At 65.1% G+C, this 23,339-nt stretch carries 19 protein-coding genes; 3 read left to right on the top strand and 16 right to left on the bottom strand.

Features of this window, described 5'->3' with window-relative positions; all coding sequences use genetic code 11:
• Positions 1 to 183 precede the first annotated feature (183 nt).
• From J5474_RS01195 to J5474_RS01165, 7 genes are all read right to left on the bottom strand, one after another.
• Complete coding sequence (locus tag J5474_RS01195) at positions 184 to 2,358, bottom strand: RNA degradosome polyphosphate kinase (RefSeq protein WP_209358533.1); 2,175 nt, start codon at positions 2,356 to 2,358, stop codon at positions 184 to 186.
• 264 nt (positions 2,359 to 2,622) lie between these two features.
• A complete protein-coding gene (locus J5474_RS01190) occupies positions 2,623 to 3,315 on the bottom strand; it encodes a P-loop NTPase family protein (RefSeq protein ID WP_209358532.1) in 693 nt (230 codons plus the stop codon).
• Positions 3,312 to 4,391 (bottom strand): AI-2E family transporter, encoded by a 1,080-nt coding sequence (locus J5474_RS01185; RefSeq protein ID WP_209358531.1) that lies wholly within the window; start codon positions 4,389 to 4,391, stop codon positions 3,312 to 3,314. The genes J5474_RS01190 and J5474_RS01185 overlap by 4 nt, the downstream gene beginning before the upstream one ends.
• 279 nt (positions 4,392 to 4,670) lie before the next feature.
• A complete protein-coding gene (locus J5474_RS01180) occupies positions 4,671 to 5,084 on the bottom strand; it encodes a hypothetical protein (protein WP_209358530.1) in 414 nt (137 codons plus the stop codon).
• A 128-nt stretch (positions 5,085 to 5,212) separates the two neighbouring features.
• Positions 5,213 to 5,641, bottom strand: coding sequence for a pentapeptide repeat-containing protein (locus tag J5474_RS23215; RefSeq protein WP_209358529.1), 429 nt, complete (start codon positions 5,639 to 5,641; stop codon positions 5,213 to 5,215).
• A 41-nt stretch (positions 5,642 to 5,682) separates the two neighbouring features.
• The gene (locus tag J5474_RS01170) at positions 5,683 to 6,012 is read right to left on the bottom strand and encodes a hypothetical protein (protein WP_209358528.1); all 330 of its coding nucleotides are present in this window, start codon (positions 6,010 to 6,012) and stop codon (positions 5,683 to 5,685) included.
• Between the two features lie 139 nt (positions 6,013 to 6,151).
• On the bottom strand, positions 6,152 to 6,703 hold the full coding sequence (locus J5474_RS01165) for a hypothetical protein (RefSeq protein WP_209358527.1): 552 nt from the start codon (positions 6,701 to 6,703) through the stop codon (positions 6,152 to 6,154).
• A gap of 138 nt (positions 6,704 to 6,841) precedes the next feature.
• Here J5474_RS01165 and proS point away from each other — a divergent pair, with 138 nt between their 5' ends.
• Together proS and J5474_RS01155 are read left to right on the top strand one after the other, a co-directional pair.
• Positions 6,842 to 8,182 carry a proline--tRNA ligase gene (proS, locus tag J5474_RS01160; RefSeq protein WP_209358526.1) on the top strand — a complete coding sequence of 447 codons (1,341 nt, stop codon included), beginning with the start codon at positions 6,842 to 6,844 and terminating at the stop codon, positions 8,180 to 8,182.
• A gap of 140 nt (positions 8,183 to 8,322) precedes the next feature.
• Positions 8,323 to 8,835 (top strand): DUF2937 family protein, encoded by a 513-nt coding sequence (locus tag J5474_RS01155; protein ID WP_209358525.1) that lies wholly within the window; start codon positions 8,323 to 8,325, stop codon positions 8,833 to 8,835.
• 107 nt (positions 8,836 to 8,942) lie between these two features.
• Here the strand turns inward: J5474_RS01155 and glmM are convergent, their stop codons facing one another.
• The 9 genes from glmM to J5474_RS01110 form a co-directional block, all read right to left on the bottom strand.
• Positions 8,943 to 10,289, bottom strand: coding sequence for a phosphoglucosamine mutase (gene glmM / locus J5474_RS01150; protein ID WP_209358524.1), 1,347 nt, complete (start codon positions 10,287 to 10,289; stop codon positions 8,943 to 8,945).
• A complete protein-coding gene (gene folP, locus J5474_RS01145) occupies positions 10,289 to 11,299 on the bottom strand; it encodes a dihydropteroate synthase (RefSeq protein WP_209358523.1) in 1,011 nt (336 codons plus the stop codon). Before folP ends, glmM begins: the two co-directional genes overlap by 1 nt.
• Before the next feature lie 62 nt (positions 11,300 to 11,361).
• Positions 11,362 to 12,300: a dihydroneopterin aldolase gene (locus tag J5474_RS01140; RefSeq protein WP_209358522.1), complete on the bottom strand. Its 939-nt coding sequence runs from the start codon at positions 12,298 to 12,300 to the stop codon at positions 11,362 to 11,364.
• Positions 12,301 to 12,428: 128 nt separating this feature from the next.
• Positions 12,429 to 13,046 carry a cell wall hydrolase gene (locus J5474_RS01135; RefSeq protein WP_209358521.1) on the bottom strand — a complete coding sequence of 206 codons (618 nt, stop codon included), beginning with the start codon at positions 13,044 to 13,046 and terminating at the stop codon, positions 12,429 to 12,431.
• Between the two features lie 200 nt (positions 13,047 to 13,246).
• A complete protein-coding gene (locus J5474_RS01130) occupies positions 13,247 to 15,757 on the bottom strand; it encodes a putative PEP-binding protein (protein WP_245216207.1) in 2,511 nt (836 codons plus the stop codon).
• 291 nt (positions 15,758 to 16,048) lie between these two features.
• Positions 16,049 to 18,313: a glycine--tRNA ligase subunit beta gene (gene glyS / locus J5474_RS01125; protein ID WP_209358517.1), complete on the bottom strand. Its 2,265-nt coding sequence runs from the start codon at positions 18,311 to 18,313 to the stop codon at positions 16,049 to 16,051.
• 184 nt (positions 18,314 to 18,497) lie between these two features.
• Complete coding sequence (locus J5474_RS01120) at positions 18,498 to 19,358, bottom strand: DUF1206 domain-containing protein (RefSeq protein ID WP_209358515.1); 861 nt, start codon at positions 19,356 to 19,358, stop codon at positions 18,498 to 18,500.
• Positions 19,359 to 19,702: 344 nt separating this feature from the next.
• Positions 19,703 to 20,221, bottom strand: a complete 519-nt coding sequence (locus tag J5474_RS01115) for a DUF6446 family protein (protein WP_209358514.1) — start codon at positions 20,219 to 20,221, stop codon at positions 19,703 to 19,705.
• Positions 20,218 to 21,162, bottom strand: coding sequence for a glycine--tRNA ligase subunit alpha (locus J5474_RS01110; RefSeq protein WP_209358513.1), 945 nt, complete (start codon positions 21,160 to 21,162; stop codon positions 20,218 to 20,220). The genes J5474_RS01115 and J5474_RS01110 overlap by 4 nt, the downstream gene beginning before the upstream one ends.
• 184 nt (positions 21,163 to 21,346) lie before the next feature.
• Here J5474_RS01110 and J5474_RS01105 point away from each other — a divergent pair, with 184 nt between their 5' ends.
• The gene (locus J5474_RS01105) at positions 21,347 to 23,308 is read left to right on the top strand and encodes a trypsin-like peptidase domain-containing protein (protein ID WP_209358511.1); all 1,962 of its coding nucleotides are present in this window, start codon (positions 21,347 to 21,349) and stop codon (positions 23,306 to 23,308) included.
• Positions 23,309 to 23,339 lie beyond the last annotated feature (31 nt).

Here is a 23,339-nt window from a genome sequence, read left to right as displayed (position 1 = left end):
CGCAAGGCTTGCCAAGCCTGTAACCAGAACGCGTTAAGTGGTTGAATCAACCAGAAAAAACTTCTCTGAAAATTGGCGTAAAGACCCCGCACGATCGCGGTCATGCAAGGGCCATTCGATCCTGTACATGGTGTCCGGCCGTCCAACGCCTGGTCAAATCCGGCAAGGATGCCGAAAGCTTCCTTAATCCTCGGTATGGGTGAGCTGCGGCACGTCCTTCGCTCCCGCGGATCCGCGTCCCGAGAGCGAGGGGTTCTCCATGAAGAAGCGGTGGCAGTTGAAGGAAAAATCCCCCTCCGGCACTGCGTGGCGGGTGAACTGGCCCGAAGGCTCCATGACCCAGCTTTGCGCGGTGTCCGCGAGGTTGGCAGCCATGATCTGGCTGACGATCTGTGCCTTGACGGTGGGGTTCATGATCTCGACCCCGGTTTCGATCCGGCGGTTCAGGTTGCGCCCCATCCAGTCGGCGGAGGACATGAAGACGCGCGCCTTTCCATGCGGCAGACCATGGCCGTTGCCGAAACAGGCGATCCGCGAATGTTCCAGAAAACGGCCGATTATGGATTTGACGCGGATGTTCTCGGACAGGCCGGTAATCCCGGGCCGCAACCCGCAGATGCCGCGAATGACGCAGTCGACCCGCACCCCGGCCTGGCTGGCGCGATAGAGCGCGTCGATCATGTCGGGTTCGATGAGGGAGTTCATCTTCAGCCAGATCTGCGCCGGCTTGCCCGCGTGGGCGTGATCGATCTCTTTCTCGATCAGCTCGATCATGCCGGTCTTCAGCGTATGGGGAGAGATCAGGAGGTTCTCCAGCCCCTCGGGCATTGCGTAGCCGGACATGTAGTTGAACAGTTTCGCCGCGTCGCGTCCCAGTGCCGCGTCACAGGTGAAAAAGCTGAGGTCAGTGTAGATCTTGGCCGTGATCGGATGGTAGTTGCCCGTTCCCCAGTGGGTGTAGGTCACCAGCCGGTCGCCCTCGCGGCGCACCACCTGTGAAATCTTGGCGTGGGTCTTCCATTCGAGAAACCCGTAGACCACATGCGCGCCCGACCGTTCGAGCCGCCGCGACTGGCGGATATTGGCGGCCTCGTCAAAGCGCGCCTTGAGCTCGACCAGCGCGGTGACGGATTTGCCGTCCTCCGACGCCTCGCAGAGCGCGGCGACGATGGGAGAGTTCTTCGACGTGCGATAAAGCGTCTGCTTGATCGCCACCACGTCAGGGTCCAGCGCTGCCTGACTGAGAAAGCGCACCACCATGTCGAAGGTCTCGTAGGGGTGGTGCAGCAGCATGTCCTTTTGCTTGATCGCGTCGAACATATTGCCATCGTGATCCTGCACACGTTCGGGTACGCGCGGCGTGAATATCGGCCAGAGCAAGTCGGGCCGGGCGTCGAGCACCAGCTCCTTTGTATCCGCAGCGCCGATCATGCCGTCCAGCTCGATGACTTCCTCCGGCACAACGTGCAACTCGCGCATGACGATCTCGCGCAGCGCCTTCGGCGCGCCCGCAGAGATGGTCAACCGCACCACTTCGCCGCGGCGGCGCCGCTTCAGCGCGACCTCGAATTCGCGGACGAGGTCTTCGGCCTCTTCCTCCACCTCGAGGTCGCTGTCGCGCAGCACCCGGAATCCGAAGTGGTTCTTCTCGCGGTAACCGGGAAACAGGCTGTCGATGTGCAACAGCACGACGTCTTCGAGCAGGATGAACCGGTGTTGCCCCGCCTCGGAGGGCAGCGGCATGAAACGATCGATCTGCGCCGGAATCGGCAGCAACGCCTGCAACGGGCGCTTATCCCGGAGGCGTTCCAGCTGCAGCGCGAGGCAGTAGCCCATATTGGCGATGAAGGGGAAGGGATGCGCCGGGTCGATTGCCAGCGGCGAAAGAATAGGGAAGACCTGATTTAGGTATGCCTCGTTCAGGTGCTTGCGGTCGGTCTCTGTCAGGGCGTCGCGGGTGACGACGTGGATACCTTCCTCCGCCATCTGACGTTTCAGCGTGCCGAGAATGCGCTGCTGACCGGCCATCAGCCGGCGTGCGTCCTCGTCGATCAGGACCAGTTGCTGGGCAGGGGTCAGCCCGTCGGCGGCGGGGGTGGTATTGCCGTTGTGCGCAAGTTCGCGCAGGCCCGCCACGCGGACAGTGTAGAATTCATCGAGGTTGGTGGCCGAGATTGACAGGAAGCGCACCCGTTCCAGCAGAGGGACGCGGGGGTTTTCGGCCTCTTCCAGCACGCGCCAGTTGAACCCCAGCCACGAAAGCTCGCGGTTGAAGAAGCGCCCCGGCCCCTCGCGGTCGAGGTCGGGAAAATCGGTGGCGGGCGGCAGCGGGGACTTCAGGAAATCGGCGATGGTCATGGCGGGCTTATGATTGGGGCATGCAAAGGTTTAATGACGTCTCCCTCTTGTTGTGCGCCCGATTGGCGGCGGGAGCAAGGGAGGCAACGCTGCCTGCGATCGCGTCGGAGACTTTGTTCCCGACAGACAAATATTCCCCTTGGCGTATTCACCAGCCGTGCGGTCAATCGGGGCATGGATCGGGCATCACCCTCCGAGGGGTTTTCCTGAAGCTGACAAAGGCGCGCGGCGAAAGATCGTAGGGCGGGCAGGCCGGAGGGAAAGTCAGTGCGCCGAGGGTCCGGTGAGCTGTGCCAGAACCTCGGCGGCCAGCGCGCGGGTCACGCGCCTCCGGTGGGCAAGGCTCGCCTCATCGACAGCAGCCACCACGGCGCGGGCCATGGCCTGGCTGCGCGGCATGTTCCGGGTCAGCCACATCAGGACGTCCGGTGTCGGCATCAGCTGACGGTCGGCGAAAAGCTTTGCCATGACCGCCGTCAGAAGCGCATCGTCCGGGGCACCGAGGTGCGCGACCTGCGCGCCCATCATGCGGCTTTTCAGGTCCGGCAGCACCAGCGGCCAATGCGTCGGATCGCGCCCCGCGGTCAGCAACAGCGCATGGCCCTGCGCCAAAGCGAGGTTGTGCAGATGAAACAGCGCCTCTTCCGCCGGTCGGTCGCCGGCGATGGCTTCGATATCCTCGATGCAGACCGGGGCGGCGGCGAGCGCGGGAATATCCGCCTGCAACAGGCTCTTGGCCGCGATGATAGGCGCACCGGTCAGCCGCGCCCAGACGTGGGCCAGATGGGTCTTGCCAGACCCCTTCGGCCCGCAGAGCACCATCTTGCGGGCGGGCCATTCCTCCCACCGTTCCACCAATGCCACGGCCAGCGCATTGGCGGAACTGACAAAGAAATCCTCACGCCCCAGCGCCTCGCGGACGGGCAGGGGCAGCGGCAGCTGTTCGGGGTGTGTCATGCCTGAGGGTCGCTTCCTGTCGGGTCCGTGATCCCGAGGTACAGCCGGGAGCCGCGGTAGCGATCTGCGAGGAAGCGCACGATGACGCCGAGCGCGGCGGCCAGCGGCACCGCCACCAGCAGGCCGATGAAACCGAAGAGCGTGCCGAAGACCGAGAGCGCGAGCAACAGCCAGACCGGATGCAGGCCGACGGATTCGCCCACAAGGCGGGGGGTGATGATGTTGCCCTCGATGAACTGGCCGGACTGGAAGATCGCCCAGACTGCAACGATCCACCACCACTCGCCCCAGAACTGGAAAAGCGCCAGCCCGAGCGCGAGGCCGCCGCCGACAATGGCGCCGACATAGGGGATGAAGGTCAGCAGCCCCGCGACCACGCCCACCACCAATCCGAACTGCAGGCCGACGGCCCAGAGGGCGACGGCGTAGTAGGTGCCGAGGATCAGCATGACGGACCCCATGCCACGGATGAAGCCCGCCAGCACGGCGTCGATCTGGCGCGCGATATGGCGGATGGTTTCGCGGTGGTCGAGCGGCACGAGGCCATCGATCTGGGCGATCATGCGGTCCCAGTCCACCAGCATGTAGACCGCCACCACCGGCACGATCAGGAACAGCATCAGCACGTTCAGCACGGAGCCGACGGAGGTCAGCGCGGTTTCCACGACAGCGCCGCCCTTGGCCTTGATCGCGTCGCCGATGGAAACAAGCGTGTCCTGCACCACGTTGCCCTCGAGCATGAGCGAGGGGAACTTCGTGGTCAGGAAACCCTGCAGGTCGCGAAAGAGTTGTGGTGCCGTTTCAAAGAGTTGCAGCGTCTGGTTGACCAGCAGCGGCACGATGGCCAGGGCCAGAACAACGAAAAGCAGAACCGCCACAACGGTGATGATGCCCACGGAGGCCCCCCGCGAGAAGCCCGCCCTCTCCAGCCGGTCGGCGACGGGGTCGAGGCAGTAGGCAATGGCACCGCCCAGCACGAAAGGCAGCAACACGTTTCCCAGTAACCACAGCACCACCGCGAGGATCGCAAAGGCGACCCCCCAGTACTTCAGCTGTTTCCTGACCGGCAATGCCATGGCGCGCGCTCCTGTTGCCCCTGTTTCGCCCGTGCAGCATTGCGATGCAAGAGCCGCGATTCCGTGGAGGCGCAATGCGTGCACAACCGATGCGCAATCCATGCATATCGCATGCGCAGAAAAGGCCCCGGATTCCGCTGCGCGTGGGCGCTGACCTTTTGCAGGGCAAAAGGTCAGCGCCCACACGGGAGCCATGCCGGGTGCCGGTCCGAAGGCGGACGGGTGGGGATAGGGAGGGTTGTCTGGGGAGAGGAAAAAGCAGGAAGGTGGGGCCCCGGATCAGGGCTTCGGGTCGGGTTCAAACCTGTGTTGCGGCGGGGGCGGCGGGGTATAGCCCTCGGGATCGGCCTGCCACTTGCGCCATTCGGTATCGAAGGCGTCGCCGAGATCGTGGGCGGGCCAATGGGCGGGGCGATCCATTCGCTCAGGTAGACGCACTGTTGCGTCTCCGAAGGCGCCGGACAGGTCTGCGTTGACAGTGGCTTCCTCTGCAAGCCGAACATCTTGGAACGCGGTATTTGAAAGCGGACCTCCGTCAAAATTAATTTCTGCCGTCTCAGTTTCGTAAAATGTCGAGAATTCATCCAATTGAAGACCACGAACACGCGCCCCGGCAAGACGGCAATAAGCAATATGGACATTGTCCGACGTTGTGACGTCAAAACGTGAATTGTTCAGGTTCAGAAATACCATGTACCCCGCAGAGTGAATGGCAAGAAACTCGCTGCAAGAATAGATGCCCGAGTAAAAAAGACAACCTTGTAGAATATTTCCTAAGAGCCTGAGGTTGTGGGCATTGCATTTCACAAATGAGCAAAAAGCTATATCGGCGAACTGTAGATTCGCACTGGCAAGGCTCGTGTCATGAAAGCGTGATTTTCCCAGGTCCGCGTCAAAAGGTCAGCTTGTGATAGGTCTGCTGCTCCAAAGTGAGAAAAGGACAGGTCCGCATGACTGAAGTCCATTCCTTTAAGTGAATATCCTTGAAAGTTTACGCGAGATAAGTCGAGTTGATACCTTGCAGTTTGGATTTCCCTGAGTTGCTTGATTTTGTCCCGGACGTGGATATCTCTTGGATTTTTAATCAATTGCGTTCGTAGTGCGTCTGCGGTCTCTCTGAACTCAAGCAATTTTTCCGCCGCAGAACCCCTTTCTATCGCTATAACGTTTTTTGATCGCTTTCCTAAAATGTTCAAAGCAATCTGGATGTCTTCTCGAAAATTTGATCGGATTCTGTCCCGCCATTCCACGCTGCGGTTTTCGGCGTTTGCTATACTCTGGCTCTCCGATCTTACAGCGTCAGCATACGCATCGATGAACTTGCTTTTTTGCTCAGGTTTTTACTGAAAGCTGTAAACAGCTCTTCGTACGGATGCCAGGATACGGCCCCTTGTGCTGGGCTGTTATTTCTGATGTAGGCGCAAATGATTTCCATGACGCGGATATGGTCGCGGCCCTTGTCGTAGGCCGCCGAGTCCTGCGAGATGCGTTCGAGGGAGAGCAGGCCACCGATGCGGACCTCGATTTTGGGGACGGTGCGGCTGAAGTTCTTCCAGTCGCCTTCTGCCGCGATGGTCTCGTACGGTTCGAGCTTCGGCGGAGTGTCTTGCCATTCGATCACAGTCCTCTCCGCGGGCCATGTGGTGACCGGCCAAAACGGTCCGGTATCAATTGTATCAGTTCCAGGGTCGTATCTGGCTTCCGTGTCACGTTCGCCAATCCGCGTGCGCGGGTAGTTCTTGAATGGGTCAATGACGCTGTTATGGATTATCAGTTCCTCTGGCTTGCCGGTCCAGATTGTGACCGGCCTTCCGATGCGGCTTTCGGTCTTTTCTGCGCCAAGGTGTTCCACGGCCTTGGAGATGCGGTCGGTCAGGTGGCCCTGCTCGGCGGTGCGGGTCTGGCGTTCGGTGGTCCAGACCCGGATCAGGGCGAGGGGGGGCGGAGACGAGCGCGCCGAGGGCGGTGATGAGACCGACGAAAGCCAGCACGTGCCAGCGCAGGTCGGCGCCTTCCTCGGTGCCCTGCCGGCTCGGGTCGAACGCGAGCGCGAGGGCCACCAGCGCGTAGAGAATATGCGCGACGATGAGGAACCAGATCGGCGTCAGCAGCCAGGTGAAGACACGCAAACCGGCGAGGGTCCCAGGCTCCGGTTCGTTCCTGTGGCGCGACCTGTCGCGGAACTGGAGGAACATGAAGGCAGCGAGGGCCGCCCCGACGACCGCGAGGCCCACGGTGAGGACGAGAGGTTCCGCGAGGAATGGCAACAGGTCGGCGAGGTTGCGGCGCAGCGGGATTGTGGTGTCGTTCATGGGGTACTCGTGACGGGACGTTGCCCACACCATGCCGTGCAAGGTGCCCCCCGGGGAAGGGGCTTGCGCAGGCGGTGCCTTGCCAAGGCGTGGCTTATCCCGCAAAACGCCACGCAAACAGAGCTTCGCGAGGTTCCCATGCGCCTGTCCCGCTACTTCCTGCCCGTTCTCAAGGAGACGCCCGCCGAGGCGCAGATCGTCAGCCACCGCTACATGCTGCGCGCCGGCATGATCAAGCAGGCGCAGGCGGGGATCTATTCGTGGCTGCCGCTGGGCTACAAGGTGCTGAAGCGAATCGAACAGATCGTGCATGAGGAACAGCAACGCGCGGGCCACATCGCCATGCTGATGCCGACGCTGCAGTCGGCGGACCTGTGGCGCGAGTCGGGGCGCTACGAGGACTACGGGCAGGAGATGCTGCGCATCAAGGATCGGCATGATCGTGACATGCTGTATGGTCCGACGAACGAGGAGCTGATCACCGACATCTTCCGCTCTTACGTCAAGTCCTACAAGGAGTTGCCGCTGACGTTGTATCACGTGCAGTGGAAGTTCCGCGACGAGGTGCGGCCGCGCTTTGGCGTCATGCGGGGGCGCGAGTTCCTGATGAAGGACGGCTACAACTTCGACCTGACGAAGGAGGACGCGCTGCACGCCTACAACCGCCACCTGGTGAGTTACCTGCGGACTTACGAACGGATGGGCCTGCAGGCGATCCCGATGCGCGCCGACGGTGGGCCGATCGGCGGCGATTACACGCATGAGTTCCTCGTGCTGGCAGAGACGGGCGAGTCGGAGGTCTTCTATGACAGCGAGATCACCGACCTGAGCTTTGGCGACCGGCAGATCGATTACGATTCGGTCGAGCAGTGCCATGCCGTTCTGGAGGAGTTCACCTCGCGCTACGCCCGCACGGACGAGACGCATGAAGAGGCGCTCTTTGCGCAGGTCCCCGAAGAGCGGCGGCGCACGGCGCGGGGCATCGAAGTGGGGCAGATCTTCTACTTCGGCACGAAGTATTCGGAGGCGATGGGCGCCGTGGTGCAGGACCAGTCCGGCGCGCAGGTGCCGGTGCACATGGGGTCGCACGGGATCGGGGTCAGCCGCCTGCTGGGCGCGATCATCGAGGCAAGCCACGACGACAAGGGGATCATCTGGCCGGAGGGGGTGACGCCTTTCCACTGCGGTATCGTGAACCTGAAACAGGGCGATGCGGAGGCGGATGCAGCCTGCGAGGCGCTCTATGCCTCGCTCGAGGCGCTCGGGCTGGAGCCGCTTTATGACGACCGCAACGAACGCGCGGGCGGCAAGTTCGCGACGATGGATCTGATCGGCCTGCCGTGGCGGATCACCGTGGGTCCGCGTGGGCTGAAGAACGGCGTGGTGGAGGTCACCAGCCGTCGCACCGGCGAAAGCGAAGAGATGCCGCCCGAACAGGCGGTGGCGAAGATCGCGAAGATCTACGGCAAGGCTCTCTGATAACCGCACGCCGGACCAGGGACAGCGGCCCGGTGGAAACGCCGGGCCGTTTGCGTTTGAGCGGGGGCGTTGGCCTTGCGGGCTGGCCCTGCGCCGACACCACGCTATCCTGCGGGCTGAAATGGGTGAGGGAGAGGAACATGATCCTGCGCGTGCTGACGCTTGCGGGCGGGCTGGCCGGAGGGCTGGCAGCCTCGCAGTTCCCGGAATTTTCGCAGCAATACATGCAACGGCTGGGCGGCGCCGTGGACGAACTGACGCGGCAGGTGCAGCGCTTCGAGGCGGACGCGGCGGCGGTCGGTCTGGAACTGCCCGCCTACCTCGACCGGCTTGCCGCCGAAGGCCCGCTGGCGGAACGACAGGCCGAAAACATGGCCCACGATATCGCGCGCCGGGACCGGCTGGCAGCGGACCTCGCGGCCCTGGCGGAGGCGGGGCCCTTCATGCGGGCAAGGCTGGCCACGCATCTGGGCGACCCCCGGATCTGGGCGCGTGCACGGGAAACGTTCAAACCGGCGGTACCCGCGACCTTCGAAGGGGTGAGTTTCGCCGGAACGGGCTTCCTCGCGGGGTGGGCGGGGCTGAGCCTTGTTTTCGGTTTCCTTGCCCGGCTTTGGCACACGCTGCGCCGGTCGTTCCGGCGGGCGGTCTGAGGCTATGCCCCGCGCAGGTCAGGGGGCAGGTCAGGGGGGCGCTAAGGCTTTTCAATGAAAAGCCTTGACGGGTGAAGAGCCTTCGACGAAGGCTCTTCGGCCCGCGTTCAGGCGGCGGCGGTTTCGACTTCGGCCACGATGCCGTCCACGAGGGACACAAGCAGTGCGTCGTCCTCGCATTCCGCCATGACGCGGATCAGCGGTTCGGTGCCCGACTTGCGGATCAGCAGACGGCCCTTGCCGAGCAGTTTCTCTTCGGCGTCGCGGATCGCCGCCATCACGCGGGGGTCTTCCAGCGGCCGGGCTTCTGCACCGTAACGGACATTTTTCAGAAGCTGCGGCACCGGGGCGAAGTTGCGCGTGAGTTCGGAGGCGGCGCGGTTGGTGCGAGCCATTTCGGACAGCACCTGCAGGCCCGCCATCAGCCCGTCGCCGGTGGTGGCGAAGTCGGTCATGACGATATGGCCCGACTGCTCGCCACCGAGGTTATAGCCGCCCGCGCGCATCCGTTCGACCACGTACCGGTCGCCGACCTTGGTGCGTTCCAGCCGCAGGCCCCGCGATTGCAGGAAGCGTTCCAATCCGAGATTCGACATCACGGTGGCCACCAGCGCGCCACCCTTCAGGCGATCCTCCTCGGCCCAGCGGGCCGCGAGCAGGGCCATGATCTGGTCGCCATCGACGATCTCTCCGGTCTCGTCGATCACGATGATGCGGTCGGCGTCCCCATCGAGGCAGATACCAAGATCGGCACCATGGGTGCGCACGGCCTCAACTGCCTTGGCCGGATGGGTCGAACCGCACTCCGCATTGATGTTCAGCCCGTCCGGCACGGTGCCGATGGCGATGACGTCGGCGCCGAGTTCCCACAGAACCTCCGGCGCGGTACGGTAGGCGGCGCCATTGGCGCAGTCCACCACGACGCGCAGCCCGTCCAGGCGCAGGCCCGAGGGCAGGGTAGACTTCAGCCGTTCCTGATAGCGGAAACGCCCGTCGTCGATGCGCTTAGCCCGACCGATGTTGCCGGGCTTTGCAGGGTCGACTCCCTCTGCCACCAGCGCCTCGATCTCCGCTTCCATCGCGTCGGACAACTTGAAGCCATCGGGGCCGAAGAACTTGATCCCGTTGTCGGCCGCGGGATTGTGGCTGGCGGAGATCATGATGCCCAGATCCGCCCGCATGGAATTGGTCAGCAGCCCCACGGCAGGCGTCGGCACCGGACCCAGCAGCAGCACGTTCATGCCGGTGGAGGTCAGGCCGGCGGTCAGTGCATTCTCGAACATGTAGCCTGACAGACGGGTGTCCTTGCCGATCACGACACGGTGCACGCCGGTGTGTTCATTGCGGAAATAGCGCCCCACGGCAGCGCCGAGGGAGACGGCGAGATCTACCGTCATCGGCCATGTATTGGCGGTGCCGCGCACGCCGTCGGTGCCGAATAATTTGCGGGTCATCAAAATTCTCCGTGGGTAATAGCATTCCAGACCGAAAGCGCCTGCGCTGTCTCGACGACATCGTGTACGCGGACAATCTGCACGGCTTGGGCTGCCATGGCCAGTGCCACGGCAACAGAGCCTGCCATACGGTCGGATGCCGGGTTGGCGCCGGAAATACGCCCGATGAAGCCTTTGCGCGAGGCGCCCACGAGCAAAGGGCAACCCAGTCCGTGGAACAGCGATACACCGTTCAGGATCGTCAGATTGTGGGTGATGGTCTTCCCGAAACCGATGCCGGGGTCGACAACGATGCGGCCCCGCGGCAGGCCTGCGGCCTCCAGCTTCTGCACCTGTGTGTCGAGGAAGTCGTAGACGTCCAGCAATACATCGTCGTAGCGGATGTCGTCCTGCATGGTCTCCGGCCCGCCCAGCGTGTGCATGACGCAGACCGGCAGGCCTTCGCGCGCGCACCAGCCGGCAAGCATCGGATCGTATGTCAGGCCCGAGACGTCGTTGACCAGCCGTGCACCCGCCGCGACGGCGGCCTCCGCCACGCTGGATTTGCGTGTATCTATGCTGATCGGGGCGGCGATTTCCGTGGCGATGGCGCGGATCACCGGCTCGATCCGGGCGATTTCAGCCTCGTATGGGACGGTCTGTGCGCCGGGTCGGGTGCTTTCGCCGCCGACGTCGATAATGTCGGCCCCGGCGTCCACCATGCCATGCGCCTGCATCAGCGCGGCGGCGGGGGACTGGTACTGTCCCCCGTCGGAGAAGCTGTCCGGTGTGATGTTCAGGATGCCCATCACACGCGTGCGGTCAAAGACCATGCCCGCAACGGCAGGCCGGGGTGCGGTCAGCCGGATGCGCCAGTCGTCGGGCAGGGCGTCAGGGGTGACAATGCGCGGCTCTGTGCCGCGGCGATGCTCCGCGAGGTGGACGAACCAGCCCGGTCCCCCGGCAAGCGGCAGCGCCTCGGGCGGGCGGGGGCGGTCAAAGCGGACAAGGGGGCGGTAATAGGCAGTCATGCGCTTTCCCTGACCCATTCGCCGGGCCATTTCAAGCAGGTAGACCGCGGCGGCGGGGCCGCTCAGAACAGCGGGTCGCCCACCTCAACCGCACGTTGCGGGGTGTCCGTCTTTTCCGGCAGGTCTCCGCCGACGGCCAGCAGCTCGCAGGCTTCCATTTCGGTGGCGAACCAGGCGCTGAGCGCGGCGCCCGCGCGCGGGCCGACGCCGGGGCCTTCGGTGGCGTCGAGTACGATTTTGGACGGCGCCCAGACGCAGATCTGCCCGTTCCGCATCGCCCAGTCGAGCTCCGTCCGCGTAGAGACGACCTTGCAGCGCAGGTCGCGCGCCGCCAGCCGCCAGCCGTTCTGTTCGATCGCCAGCAGGTCGACGCGGCGCTGGGTCATCCTGTGACCGGTTTCCAGCGGCGGCTCCGGCGGCAATCCGCAGCAGAGGATGACAGGCGCCTTGCGCGCCGCCAGTGTGTCAATCCACGCGCAAAGGTCGGGGTGTGCGATGGCGGCGTTCGACAGGTAGACGACACGAGGGTGCGGTCGTTCCGAAGCGATTTCCTGCGCCAGGGTGTTGAGATGCGCCGCCACATCGGCGCGGGCGCGGACGATCTCCACTCCCAGCGCGCCGGGACCACGATCCAGCTTTTCGATCCGGACAAAGGCGCGCAGCGCCTGCGGTTCCAGCAGGATGCGTTCGGCGATGCGTTCAGCCAGGGTTTCCAGAAGGTTCAGGCGCTCGGCGGCCAGTTCATGGGCGATTGCCTCCGTCACCCGGTCGTAGGAAAGGATGCGGTCCACGTCGTCTTCGATCTCGCCGGTGAAGGGCGCGACCTCCACCACGACGTTGAAACAGACGCGCTGTTTGGTGCCGCGCTCGGCCTGAAAGGCGCCGATTTCGACTTCCACAATATGATCTCGGAGGGAAATGCGGTCTCGTGGGGCGTCGCCGGCCGTGGCGATGGCGCGCTCCGAAGGATGAGCGAAGGCAAGGCGGATCTCAGAGGCCATCGGGGCTCCTTCCGGGTCGTGTCAGGCCTCATATAGGGCAGGCCCCTGCGGAAAGGTAGCGACAATGCGGCGCGGGGAGGGGGACGGCGCGGCGTCTGGGCGGTGGTCCCGGTGGCCGAAACCGTCACCTACCGCGGGTTGCGGTAGAACAGGTGGTCGCCGATGCTGGCCGTCTGAGTGAAGGTGCGCGACCATTTCGGCGCGACGGCGTTGGTGTGGTAGTATGTGGCGCCCCGCGTCAGGCCGCGGGGGGCGCCGTCCAGCATCATCTTTGCCACCTTGCCGACGCGGGACCATGCGGCGGGTTCGCCGACCGCCTCGGGGTGGCCGTCACAGGTGTAGCTGAACTGACAGCCCCGGCCGTTGCTCTGGTGCACGACGCCGCAGACAGAGTTCGGAAACCGCTGCGAGGAAACCCGGTTCATGATGACCTCCGCCACGGCGAACAGGCCCTCCACGCGCTCGCCGCGCGCCTCGAAGTACAGCGCCTGGGTCAGGCATTCCCACTCCTTGCCACCCTGCGCCTTGGGCTGCGCGGCGAGAAAGGCGGCGTCGTAACGAATCTTGCCCGCGCCGCGTACGGCCGCGGGGTGCACCAGACTGCTGAGCCGGGCATCGCCGGCCCGCGCCAGCACCTTCGTTTCGAGGCTCACGAGGGTCTGCGCCTTGCGGATGGAATCGGCAGAGGCAGGGGCAGTCAGCGAAACGCCCACAAGCGTCAGGAACAGGCAAAGGCTGCGGATCATGGTGGCGGTCTCTTTTCAAGGGAATCGTCGACCCGGGATGAACCCAAAGCCATTCCGGGGCGGGGCGATCTGTAGAAAATTGTGCGCGTTTCGTAAACGGAATCGCCGGTTGGCGCCAAGTCCGCGATTTTCGCACAGGCGTGAATCTGCCCAAAATGACGTGCGAGACATGCGCGTCAAGGTTGAAACGTCAATAAGTATCAGAGCCTGGCTGGCCGTTGGACGCCGGTTTCCCGCAGGGCTATATGGGCGGCGGCCAGCCGCGCGACCGGCACGCGGAAAGGAGAACAGCTGACATAGTCCATGCCGACATCGCGACAAAAGGCGATGGATTCGGGATTGCCGCCGTGTTCGCCGCAGATCGACAGGGTGATTCCCGGTGTCGTCGCACGCGCCCGGTGCGCGCCCGTGGCGACCAGTTCACCGACGCCGTCGACGTCGAGAACGTGGAACGGGTCCTCGCTGAACACGCCCTGTTGCACGTAATCCGACATGAACCGCCCGGCGTCGTCGCGCGACAGACCATAGGTCATCTGCGTCAGGTCGTTGGTCCCGAAGGACAAGAATTGGCAGTGCGGCGCGATCTCGTCGGCGCGCAGGCAGGCGCGCGGGGTTTCCGCCATCACACCAAGACGGTAGGTGAACGAACGCCCGCGTTCGGCGCGCACGGCGGCGGCAACCGCGTCGATCCGGGTACGCACCAGCTCGACCTCACGGCGGGCACTGACGAGCGGCAGCATGATCTCCGGCACCACCGGTGCGCCTTCGCGCGAGGCATCCAGCGTCGCCTCGAAGATGGCCCGCGCCTGCATGTCGTAGATCTCGGGCACCGTAATACCGAGGCGGACACCGCGCAGGCCCAGCATCGGGTTGTATTCCGCGAGGCTTTCGACGCGCCGGGTCACATCGGACACCGGCAGGTCCAGCGCCTCCGCCAGATCGCGTAGCCCCGCGCGATCCTGCGGGAGGAATTCGTGCAGCGGCGGGTCGAACAGCCGGATGCAGACCGGCAGCCCTTCCATGATACGGAACAGTTCCGTGAAATCCGCGCGTTGCATGGGCAGGAGCACGGCCAGAGCCGCTTGCCGGTCCTCCGGCGTGTCGGCAAAGATCATCTCGCGCATCGGCGTGATGCGCTCCGCGTCAAAGAACATGTGCTCCGTCCGGCACAGGCCGATCCCCTGGGCTGAAAAACGACGCGCGGTGTTGGCATCGGCCGGCGTGTCGGCGTTGGCGCGGATGTCGATGTCGCGCGCCGCGTCGGCCCATCCCATCAGTGTCTGAAATGCATCGTCGAGCGCCGCCTCCACCGTTTCGGGGCTACCCTCCAGCACCGCGCCCGAGGTGCCGTCGAGCGTGATCACGTCGCCCTCGCGGAACACGCGGCCGCGTTCGCCGACAAGGGTCTTCTTGTGGATTTCAAAATTCATGCGCGCGGCCCCCACGACACAGGGCAGGCCCAGGCCGCGCCCGATGACGGCGGCGTGAGACGTCATGCCGCCGCGCTCCGTCAGCACTCCCACAGCGGCATGCATCCCCCGGATGTCCTCCGGTGAGGTTTCGCGGCGCACCAGAATGCAGGCCTCGCCCCGCGCGGCAGAGGCCTGCGCTTCGGCCGAGGAAAACACGATCCGACCCGTCGCCGCGCCGGGGGAGGCGGCGATGCCACGTCCGATCACAACGCGCTGCGCATTCGGTGCCACCTGCCGGTGCAGCAGTTCGGAAATGGCGCGCGGTTCGATCCGCATCACCGCCTCCTGTTCGGAAATGATGCCATCCTCGGCCATCCGCACGGCAATGCGCAGCGCCGCACGCGACGACCGTTCGACCCGCACGCCGTCAAGGATATGCACCGCGCCGCCCCGGATGGTGAACTCGATCTGCATTTCCTCACGCAGCCGGCGCCGCATGAGGTGGGCATATTCGATAAGCTGCTCAAAGGCTTCCGGTGCCTTGTCCTGCAAGGACGGCCCGCGCGGGTCGCGTTCGAGGTAAAGCGACCGGTGCCGCTGGCGCAATGCGTCGCGGCCCTGACTCTGGCTCAGGTAGCGCCCGGTCAGTTGCGGCTGCCCCGTTTCGGTGTTCACAAGGTGCAGCACGCCCGACCCGCATTCGCCGCGCCCGATCCCCAGTGCCATTTCCTGCACCACCAGCCCCAGTCCCGCGTCCACCGGCGCGCCCTTGGCTTGCCTCAGCAACCGCGCCGTCGTCCCTTCCCAGGCGCGCGCCATGGACCGCAGCACCTCGCACAGCTGCACTGCCGGGTCCTGCGGGAAAGGCTCCTCGGCCTCTTCTTCGTAGGCCCCCAGCGCCGCCGACAGGCCGGCCTGCCCGGTCTCGTCGATCTCGTCGAACTGGTCGGGATCGAGCCGCGCAACGTGGATCGCGTAGGCCTGCACAAAGCGCAGATAAAGCGCCGCCGCCGCCTCGTGTCCGATCTCGTCGGACAGTGCCACGTAGCGTGCATCGTTCATGCCGATGTTGAGGATCGCGCTGGGGCCGCCCCAGTCCGGATCCTCCGAAGACGGCCGCACGCAAAGCAACGCATCCTCATCGAAGGAGGACAGCAATCCGTTCATGTCCGGCAGATCCCCGGACGCGATGCGATGCACTGCGTCGAATGACAGCGCCACGGTGCGCGGCACCGGCAACTCCAGCCGCACCAGACGCTGCAGACATTTCGCCCGCCCGCCATGCGTCGGCGCCTTCATCGGTGCTGAGGGCGTGATCAGCGTGATGTCGCGGTCATGGGAAAGAGCTTTCTGCACTGCGGCGTCCTTTGCGGGTCCGCGCGCAGCATACGCCGTGACACCCGTGTGACAAGATGGGAAACCGTCGCGCCGACGCCCTTGCCCCCCTCCGGCACGCTCCGCCGACATCGGCGCCGCCGCCCTGCTTCTTTGGTTCTCAAATACCGCGATGGGGGCTTGGGGGAAGCTGCGCTTCCCCCAATCGGCTTGCCCTTGCCCCGCACCTGGCTGGCGCGAAACCAGTCAGCCGTATCAGCCCTCGAGCTTTGTCAGGTCCGCCACCTGCAGACAGGTCTGGCGGATGCGGGACAGGAGGTTCAGGCGGTTGCGCCGCACCACGTGGTTCTCCGCGTTCACCTGCACCGCATCAAAGAATGCATCGATCGGCGCGCGAAGGGCGGCCATGGCCTCCATCGCCGATCCGAAATCCTCCGCCGCCATGGCGGGAGCGATCTGCGCCTCGGCGGCGGCGAGCGCGGCAAAGAGTACGCGTTCCTCGTCGGTCTCCGCGAACTTCACGTCGGCGCCGAAGGAATACTCCACGCCGTCCTTCTCCTCCGCCTGCGCGAGGATGTTGTTCGCCCGCTTGAAGCCCTGCACAAGGTTGGTGCCGTCCTGCGTCTCGATCATGGCCGACAGCGCCTCGGCCCGTTTTACCAGCAGCACGAGGTCGTCCTGGCCCGGCATGGCGAGGCAGGCGTCGATCACGTCGTGCCGCACGCCCTGGTCGCGCAGGTGCACCTTCAGCCGGTCGTGGAAGAAGGACAGGAGGTCCATGGGTGCTTTGACCTGCCATATTTTAAGGGCTTCTAGGCGGTCACTGACGTCTCGCATTCCTTCGACGAGCGCCGTCAGACGTACCTCCTTATCCTCTCGTGTTCCCGTAATTAGTGTACCCTTGAAATTTGGGTCTGCCAGTTTCTTTTCAATGTCCAATTTCTCATCGGCCATCGACTGGAGATTCGCTTCTACCCATAAGTTAAACGGGCAGTTGTGAATCGATTGATCGAAAATCGGCACAAGGTTCAGCCGCAGCCGGTTGGCCAGCACCAGGCGGATCACGCCGAGTGCTGCGCGGCGCAGGGCGAAGGGGTCCTTCGAACCGGTGGGCTTCTCGTCGATGGCCCAGAAGCCGGTCAGCGTGTCGAGCTTGTCGGCCAATGCCACGGCGACGGAAACCGGCGCGGTGGGCACGTCGTCCGACGGCCCGAGCGGCGAGTAGTGTTCCTGCGCAGCCACGGCGACCTCGGCGGGCAGGCCCGCGGCCTGGGCGTAGTAGCGGCCCATCAGGCCCTGGAGTTCGGGGAACTCGTAGACCATCTCAGACGACAGGTCGGCCTTCGCGACCTGCGCCGCCTGTTCCGCCAGGGCGGGGTCGGCCTCGACCTTCGGCGCGAGGTCCGTCGCCAGCGCGGCGATGCGGGCGATGCGCGCCTGCTGGCTGCCCAGTTTGTTGTGGAAGGTGACGTTCGACAGGCGCTCCGTCCAGGCGGTCAGCCCCTCGCGCTGCGCCACGCGCAGGTCGTTCTCCCAGAAGAACTTCGCGTCGGACAGGCGCGCGGCCAGCACCTTCTGGTTACCCGCGAGGATCGTCGCGCCGTGGTCCGCCGTCTCGACATTCGCCACGGTGATGAAACGCTCGATCCGCCCCGTGGCCGGGTTCTTCACGGAGAAGAACTTCTGGTGCTCCTTCATGGAGGTTTGCAGCACCTCCGGCGGCAGCCCGAGGAAGTCCTCGCCGATCTCGCCCATCAGCACCACGGGCCATTCCACTAGCCCCGCGACCTCCGCCAGCAAGCCCTTGTCCTCGACCACCTCGAGCCCCAGCGCGAAGGCCGCGTTGGTGGCGTCGTGCCAGATGTGCTCGGCGCGTTCCTCGGCGGACAGGATCACCTTGGCGCGCTTCAGCTTTGCCGCGTAGTCCTCGAAGGATGTCACGTCGAAGGCACCACCGCTCATGAAGCGATGCCCTTCGGTGCTGCGGCCGGAGCGGATTCCGTCGACGTCCAGATCGACAACGCGCTCACCGCCTTCGTCGGTGAGGATGCACAGGATGCGGTGCAGTGGGCGCACCCAACGCAGGCTTCCCGCGCCCCAGCGCATGGACTTCGGCCAGGGGAAGGTCCGGATCGCCTTTTCCAGCACCTCGGCCACGATCGCTTCGGCCTTGCGGCCCGGCGTCACTACGGTGGCATAATAGAAGGCGCCTTTCTTGTCCTCGCGTTCCTCCAGCTGGTCGCGGGTGACGCCTGCGCCGCGCATGAAGCCTTCGAGCGCCTTGTCGGGTGCGCCGACTTTCGGGCCGCGGCGCTCTTCCTTCTGGGTGGGTGATTCAGCCGTCAGCCCTACGACCGTCAACGCAAGGCGACGGGGCGTGTGGAAAGCGGCGGCAGACGCATAGGTAAGCCCGGCCTCGACGAGGCCGTCGGTCACCATCTTCTTCAGGTCCCCGGCAGCGCGGGCCTGCATCCGTGCGGGGATTTCCTCGGAAAAGAGTTCGATCAGAAGGTCCGGCATCGTCTCACCACAGCTTTGCCCACGCCTGTCCCTGTCGGGGGTGTTCCCAAGGGTGGCGCGGACGGGTCCAGTTGGCGTGGTGTCTAGCGGCGCAGGGCCGGGGTCGCAAGCGCCCCTTGCTCGGGCTGAGCGCGGGCAGGGCGCAGGGAAAAAATGTGCACCGCGCCGGCAGGTCAGTCCGACGTCAGGCCGTCACTTCGTCGAGCTTGCCCTCGGCCCGGAGCTTGGCACGCTTTGCCAGCGTCAGGACATCTGCGCCATCATAACGGGGCAGCACGCGGTAGGCTCCTTCGACGGCATTTTCCACGGCGAACCCGACGAGGCCCAGCCCGACAAGCGCCAGCAGGATGCGCCCGAAGGCCATGGAGCGCAGGTGATGCAAGGCCTCGCCCAGCCCCCCGGCCTGACTGGGATCGGTGGTGAGCGCGGCGTAGGTTACGGAGAGGCCGATGAGGCCCACGACCACGCCCTCGGCGATGCAACCGGCCTTCATCACCGGGGCGAGCCGCTGGGCGGTGGCGGTGACGCGGATGTGCTCCTTGTAGCTCTCCTTGATGCCTTTGCGGATGTAGTAGGCCCCGGCACCGATAGTGATGAGGCCAGCCAGCCCGACGAGCCACGGCCCCGCTGGCATGGTCATGAGCTTTTGCGTGGCAGTCTGGGTGCCGCTGCCCCCGCCGCTGTCGCCCCCAAGCGCGATGGCAGCGACAGAGGCACCGATAGCGGCGTGGATCAACCCGGTGACAACCAGACCGGCGCGGGCGAACAGCCCCTTCGCGTCAGAGCCATAGCAATCGAGGTCGAGTGCGGCATCCACCAGCCGCCAGATCATGTAGGCCCAGAGCCCCAGCGCAATGAGCCAGAGCGCAATCAGGCCGCCGGGATGTTTTTGCAGGTCGGCCAGCGCGTCGGTTGTGCCCTGCGCGGCGCCACCCTGAATGGCGGCGAAAAAGGCGAGGCCGCCAACCACGGTATAGACCGCGGCGCGGGCGAAATAGCCGGTGCGCATCACGGGCGCGACCCATGCGGGGGCTTTGTCGGGCATAATCTGGGTCCTCTCCTGCATGAGGGATAAGCGCCCGAGGCCCGGGTTTGGTTCCCTCCGTGAGTGGCGAGAGGCTTCGGCTCGATAACACAAGCCGATTGGCGCGCGAGCCGAATGCCCGCCCGGTAGAGGTGGAGCGCTCACTCCGAAAAGTGATTTTCAAGAAACTGAAGGGGGAGGTCGCGTTTCATGCGCGGAAGGTGGCGGGCGGGCGATCGGTCCGGCGCCACTTTTCTTCTTGGGCAAAAATACTCCCGCCGGAGGCAAACGGCCCCGAAGGGCCGAAACTGCGTGCCGGAGGCACTCCGCTGGAGCGCTCCCGCAGGGGGCTAGGTCGCGTGGCCTCAGTCGCGCTCGGGGCAGTTCTCGCCCAGTGGGGTTCCGTCGTAGGCCTTGTCGCCGCAGTCGTTGATTTCTTCCCAGACATAGCCTTGGCCGCCGTCGGTGATCGCCACCACGCGGTCGATTCCGTATTCGATATTTCGCTGGCTGGTGAAGACATGCGCCGTCCCGGCCTCGATCTGCGCCCCGATGGCGGCGGCGTCGAAGCAGGAGAACCAGTCCGGCGCGTTGCGGGGGGCTGAGCCCTCGTACATCTCGTAGGTTTCGGTCAGCATCGGGATCGAGAGCGGCGTGGTAAAGCACGCCCGGTAGCGGATCGGAGAGGAGGTCGCGTCGATGGCCGTGAACCCGTCGTAGGCGATGGCCTCAGGTTCGCCGGTGGCGAGGCTGGTCAGCATCACGTCGGTGCTGCCGTCGGCCTCAACCGTTTCATAATAATAGTAGACCTGCGTGTAGTAGACCACCGCGCCAAAGATCAGTGCAACCGCGACGATGGCGAGGCTGAGGAGCTTGCCGCTCATGCCGGGACCGCCTCCGGCGTCCAGCCGCCGGCCTCGGTGGTGACGAAGGCGTCGGCGCACATCCTGGCCAGGGCGCGCACGCGGCCGATGTAGGCCTGCCGCTCGGTGACAGAGATCACGCCGCGCGCGTCGAGCAGGTTGAAGATATGCGACGCCTTGATGCACTGGTCATAGGCGGGGTGCGCCATGACGATGCGCTTGCCGGTTTTCGGATCTTCCGCATCGCGCGACAGGATGGCGCCGCACTCGGCTTCGGCCTCTTCGAAGTGGCGCAGCAGGGCCGCGGTATCGGCAGTGTCGAAGTTGAAGCGGGAATATTCTTCTTCGGTCTGGCGGAAGACATCGCCGTAGGTCAGCGGGATCGGCGCGTCGGGCGCATTGAACGGCATCTCCATGACGTGATCGACACCCAGCACATACATGGCAAGGCGTTCGAGCCCGTAGGTCAGCTCTCCCGACACGGGCGAGCAGTCATGCCCGCCGACCTGCTGGAAGTAGGTGAACTGTGAGACCTCCATGCCGTCGCACCAGACCTCCCAGCCCAGTCCCCATGCCCCCAGCGTCGGGCTTTCCCAGTCGTCCTCCACAAAACGCACGTCGTGCAGGGCCGAGTCGATGCCGATCGCTTCGAGCGATCCGAGGTAGAGCGCCTGCAGGTCCGGCGGCGATGGTTTGATGATGACCTGATACTGGTAGTAATGCTGCAGCCGGTTCGGGTTCTCGCCGTAGCGCCCGTCGGTGGGGCGTCGCGAGGGCTGCACATAGGCCGCCGTCCAGGGCTTCGATCCCAACGCCCGGAGCGTCGTGGCCGGGTGAAAGGTTCCGGCGCCCACCTCCATGTCGTAGGGTTGCAGGATTGCGCAGCCCTTGGAGGCCCAGTAGCCTTGCAGGCGCAGGATGATCTCCTGGAAGGAGCGGGGTTTCGGCAGCGTCTCGGACATGTCGGGCCTCCTGATGGTCGCCGGATGGCCGCAGGTCGGAACCGGGCACGGCGGATCGGGGCCTGATTAGGCGGCAACAGGGGCGGGGTCAATCGGCGCGCGGCTTCATTTTCGCGTGCACGGACGGCATGATCTGCTAATACACCTATCGATTATGCTTTAGTTCCAAAGGTCCGTGACACCCATGCCGAGCCAGTTGAAAACCCTTGCCTTTGCGCTGATCCTTGCCGGTCAGGGTGCGTTCGCCCAAGACGCCGGACCGGGGGGCGACCCCGCCGGAGAGCAATTCTTCATCCAGGTAGAGGCACGGACCTCGCTGGCCGGGGCGCAATCCAGCGTGCGACAATTTGGACAAGGGTTGAACAACGTCAATGGCTTCTCGCTGGGGGGCGGCTGGTACGGCGTGGCGCTGGGGCCCTACGCCAGCCGGGCGGAGGCCGAGGCCTTTCTGGGAGAGTTCCTCGGCTCGGGGGCTGTGCCGCCGGACAGCTACGTCGAAAGCAGCCGGGTCTACGGTCGTCAGTTCTGGCCGGTGGGCGCAGCGGTCGATCAGACCGCAACGCAGGCTCCGCAGGTGCAGGACGTGACAACGGCCGACCCGGCCTCCGATGTGGCGGCACTGCGCGAACAACTGTCCGAGGACGGCCTGTCGCCACAGGCGGAGGCGGATACGCAGGCGGACGCGCCCAGCGGGACCGCGGCCCAGCCGGGGGCCCCGGAGACGCCGGCGGCGCCCGAGGCCGCGCAAGCACCCGAAGCGATCCCCGAAACCACTCCCGAAACCACTTCCGAACCGGCGGCCGACACCGGTCCGGCGGTGATCGACGACGAGACCCCGCGCGAGGCGCGCGCTTCCGAGGGGCTGCTGACGCGGGAAGAGCGCGACATGCTGCAGGTCGCGCTGCGATGGGCAGGCTTCTACGAAGGCCGGATCGACGGCGCCTTTGGCCCCGGTACGCGGCGCTCAATGGCGGCGTGGCAGGAGGCCAGCAACCTTGAGCCGACCGGCATCCTGACCACCATGCAGCGCGCGGAACTGCTGCGGCAGTACAATGCCGTGCTCGATGGTATGGGCATGGCCGAACGCGTCGACGGTCGCGCGGGCATCGCCATGCAGATGCCCATGGGTGTCGTGGCCTTCGACCGCTACGAGGCGCCCTTTGCCATCTATCAACCCACCACCGACCTTGACGTGCAGGTGCTGCTGATCTCTCAGCCGGGCGATGCGCGCACTCTGAACGGGCTTTACGAGATCATGCAGACGCTTGAGATCGTGCCTGTTGAAGGCGAGCGCCGCCGCGACAGCCGGGGTTTTCTGCTGACTGGCGCAAACGACCGCATCGTGTCGCACACGGAGGTCGGGCTGCAAGACGGCGAGATCAAGGGCTTTACCCTGATCTGGCCCGCCGGGGACGAGGAGCGCCGCAGCCGCGTTCTGGCGCTTATGCAGGACAGCTACCAGCGGATGCCCGGTGTGCTGGACCCGGCGGCGGTCAGCGACGCGGGGCAGGCGGTGGATCTGGTTTCAGGGCTGAAGGTGCGCACCCCGAAAGGCAACGGCTCGGGCTTCTTCGTGGACGCGCGCGGCACGGTGCTGGCGGCCAGCGCCACGACGGATCAATGCGAACGGGTGACGATCAACGGCACCTATGATGCAAGGGTTGTCGCCTCGGACGCGGGCCTTGGCGTGTCGCTCCTGCAGCCGGTGGACCCGCTGGCGCCCAGGCGCGTGGCGCCTTTCACCACCGACACCCAGCGTCTGCAGTCGGAGGTGGCCGTTGCCGGCTACAGCTTTGGCGGGGTGTTGACCGCGCCGACGCTGACCTTCGGCACGCTGGAGGACACGCAGGGGCTGAACGGCGAACAGGGCGTGAAGCGGCTGGCGGTCGATGCCAAACCGGGCGACGTCGGCGGCCCGGTCTTTGATGCGGGCGGCAATGTCATGGGGATGCTGCTGCCGCGCGACGCGGCCAGCGGACGGCAGTTGCCCGATCAGGTCAGCTTTGCCGCGAAGGGCGAATTGATCCTGAATTTCCTGCGCGCTAACGGGGTGCACGCCTCCGCCACGATGGATGGCGCACCGCTGGCGCCGGAGGACCTGACGGCACTGGCGGTGGACACGACGGTGCTGGTGAGCTGCTGGTAACCCAGGGCCGACCCAAGCGGTCCCAGGCGAC

The sequence above is a fragment of the Sagittula salina genome (genome assembly GCF_017813235.1).
Classification (GTDB): Bacteria; Pseudomonadota; Alphaproteobacteria; order Rhodobacterales; family Rhodobacteraceae; genus Sagittula; species Sagittula salina.
This window is presented reverse-complemented; position numbering and strand designations above follow the sequence as displayed.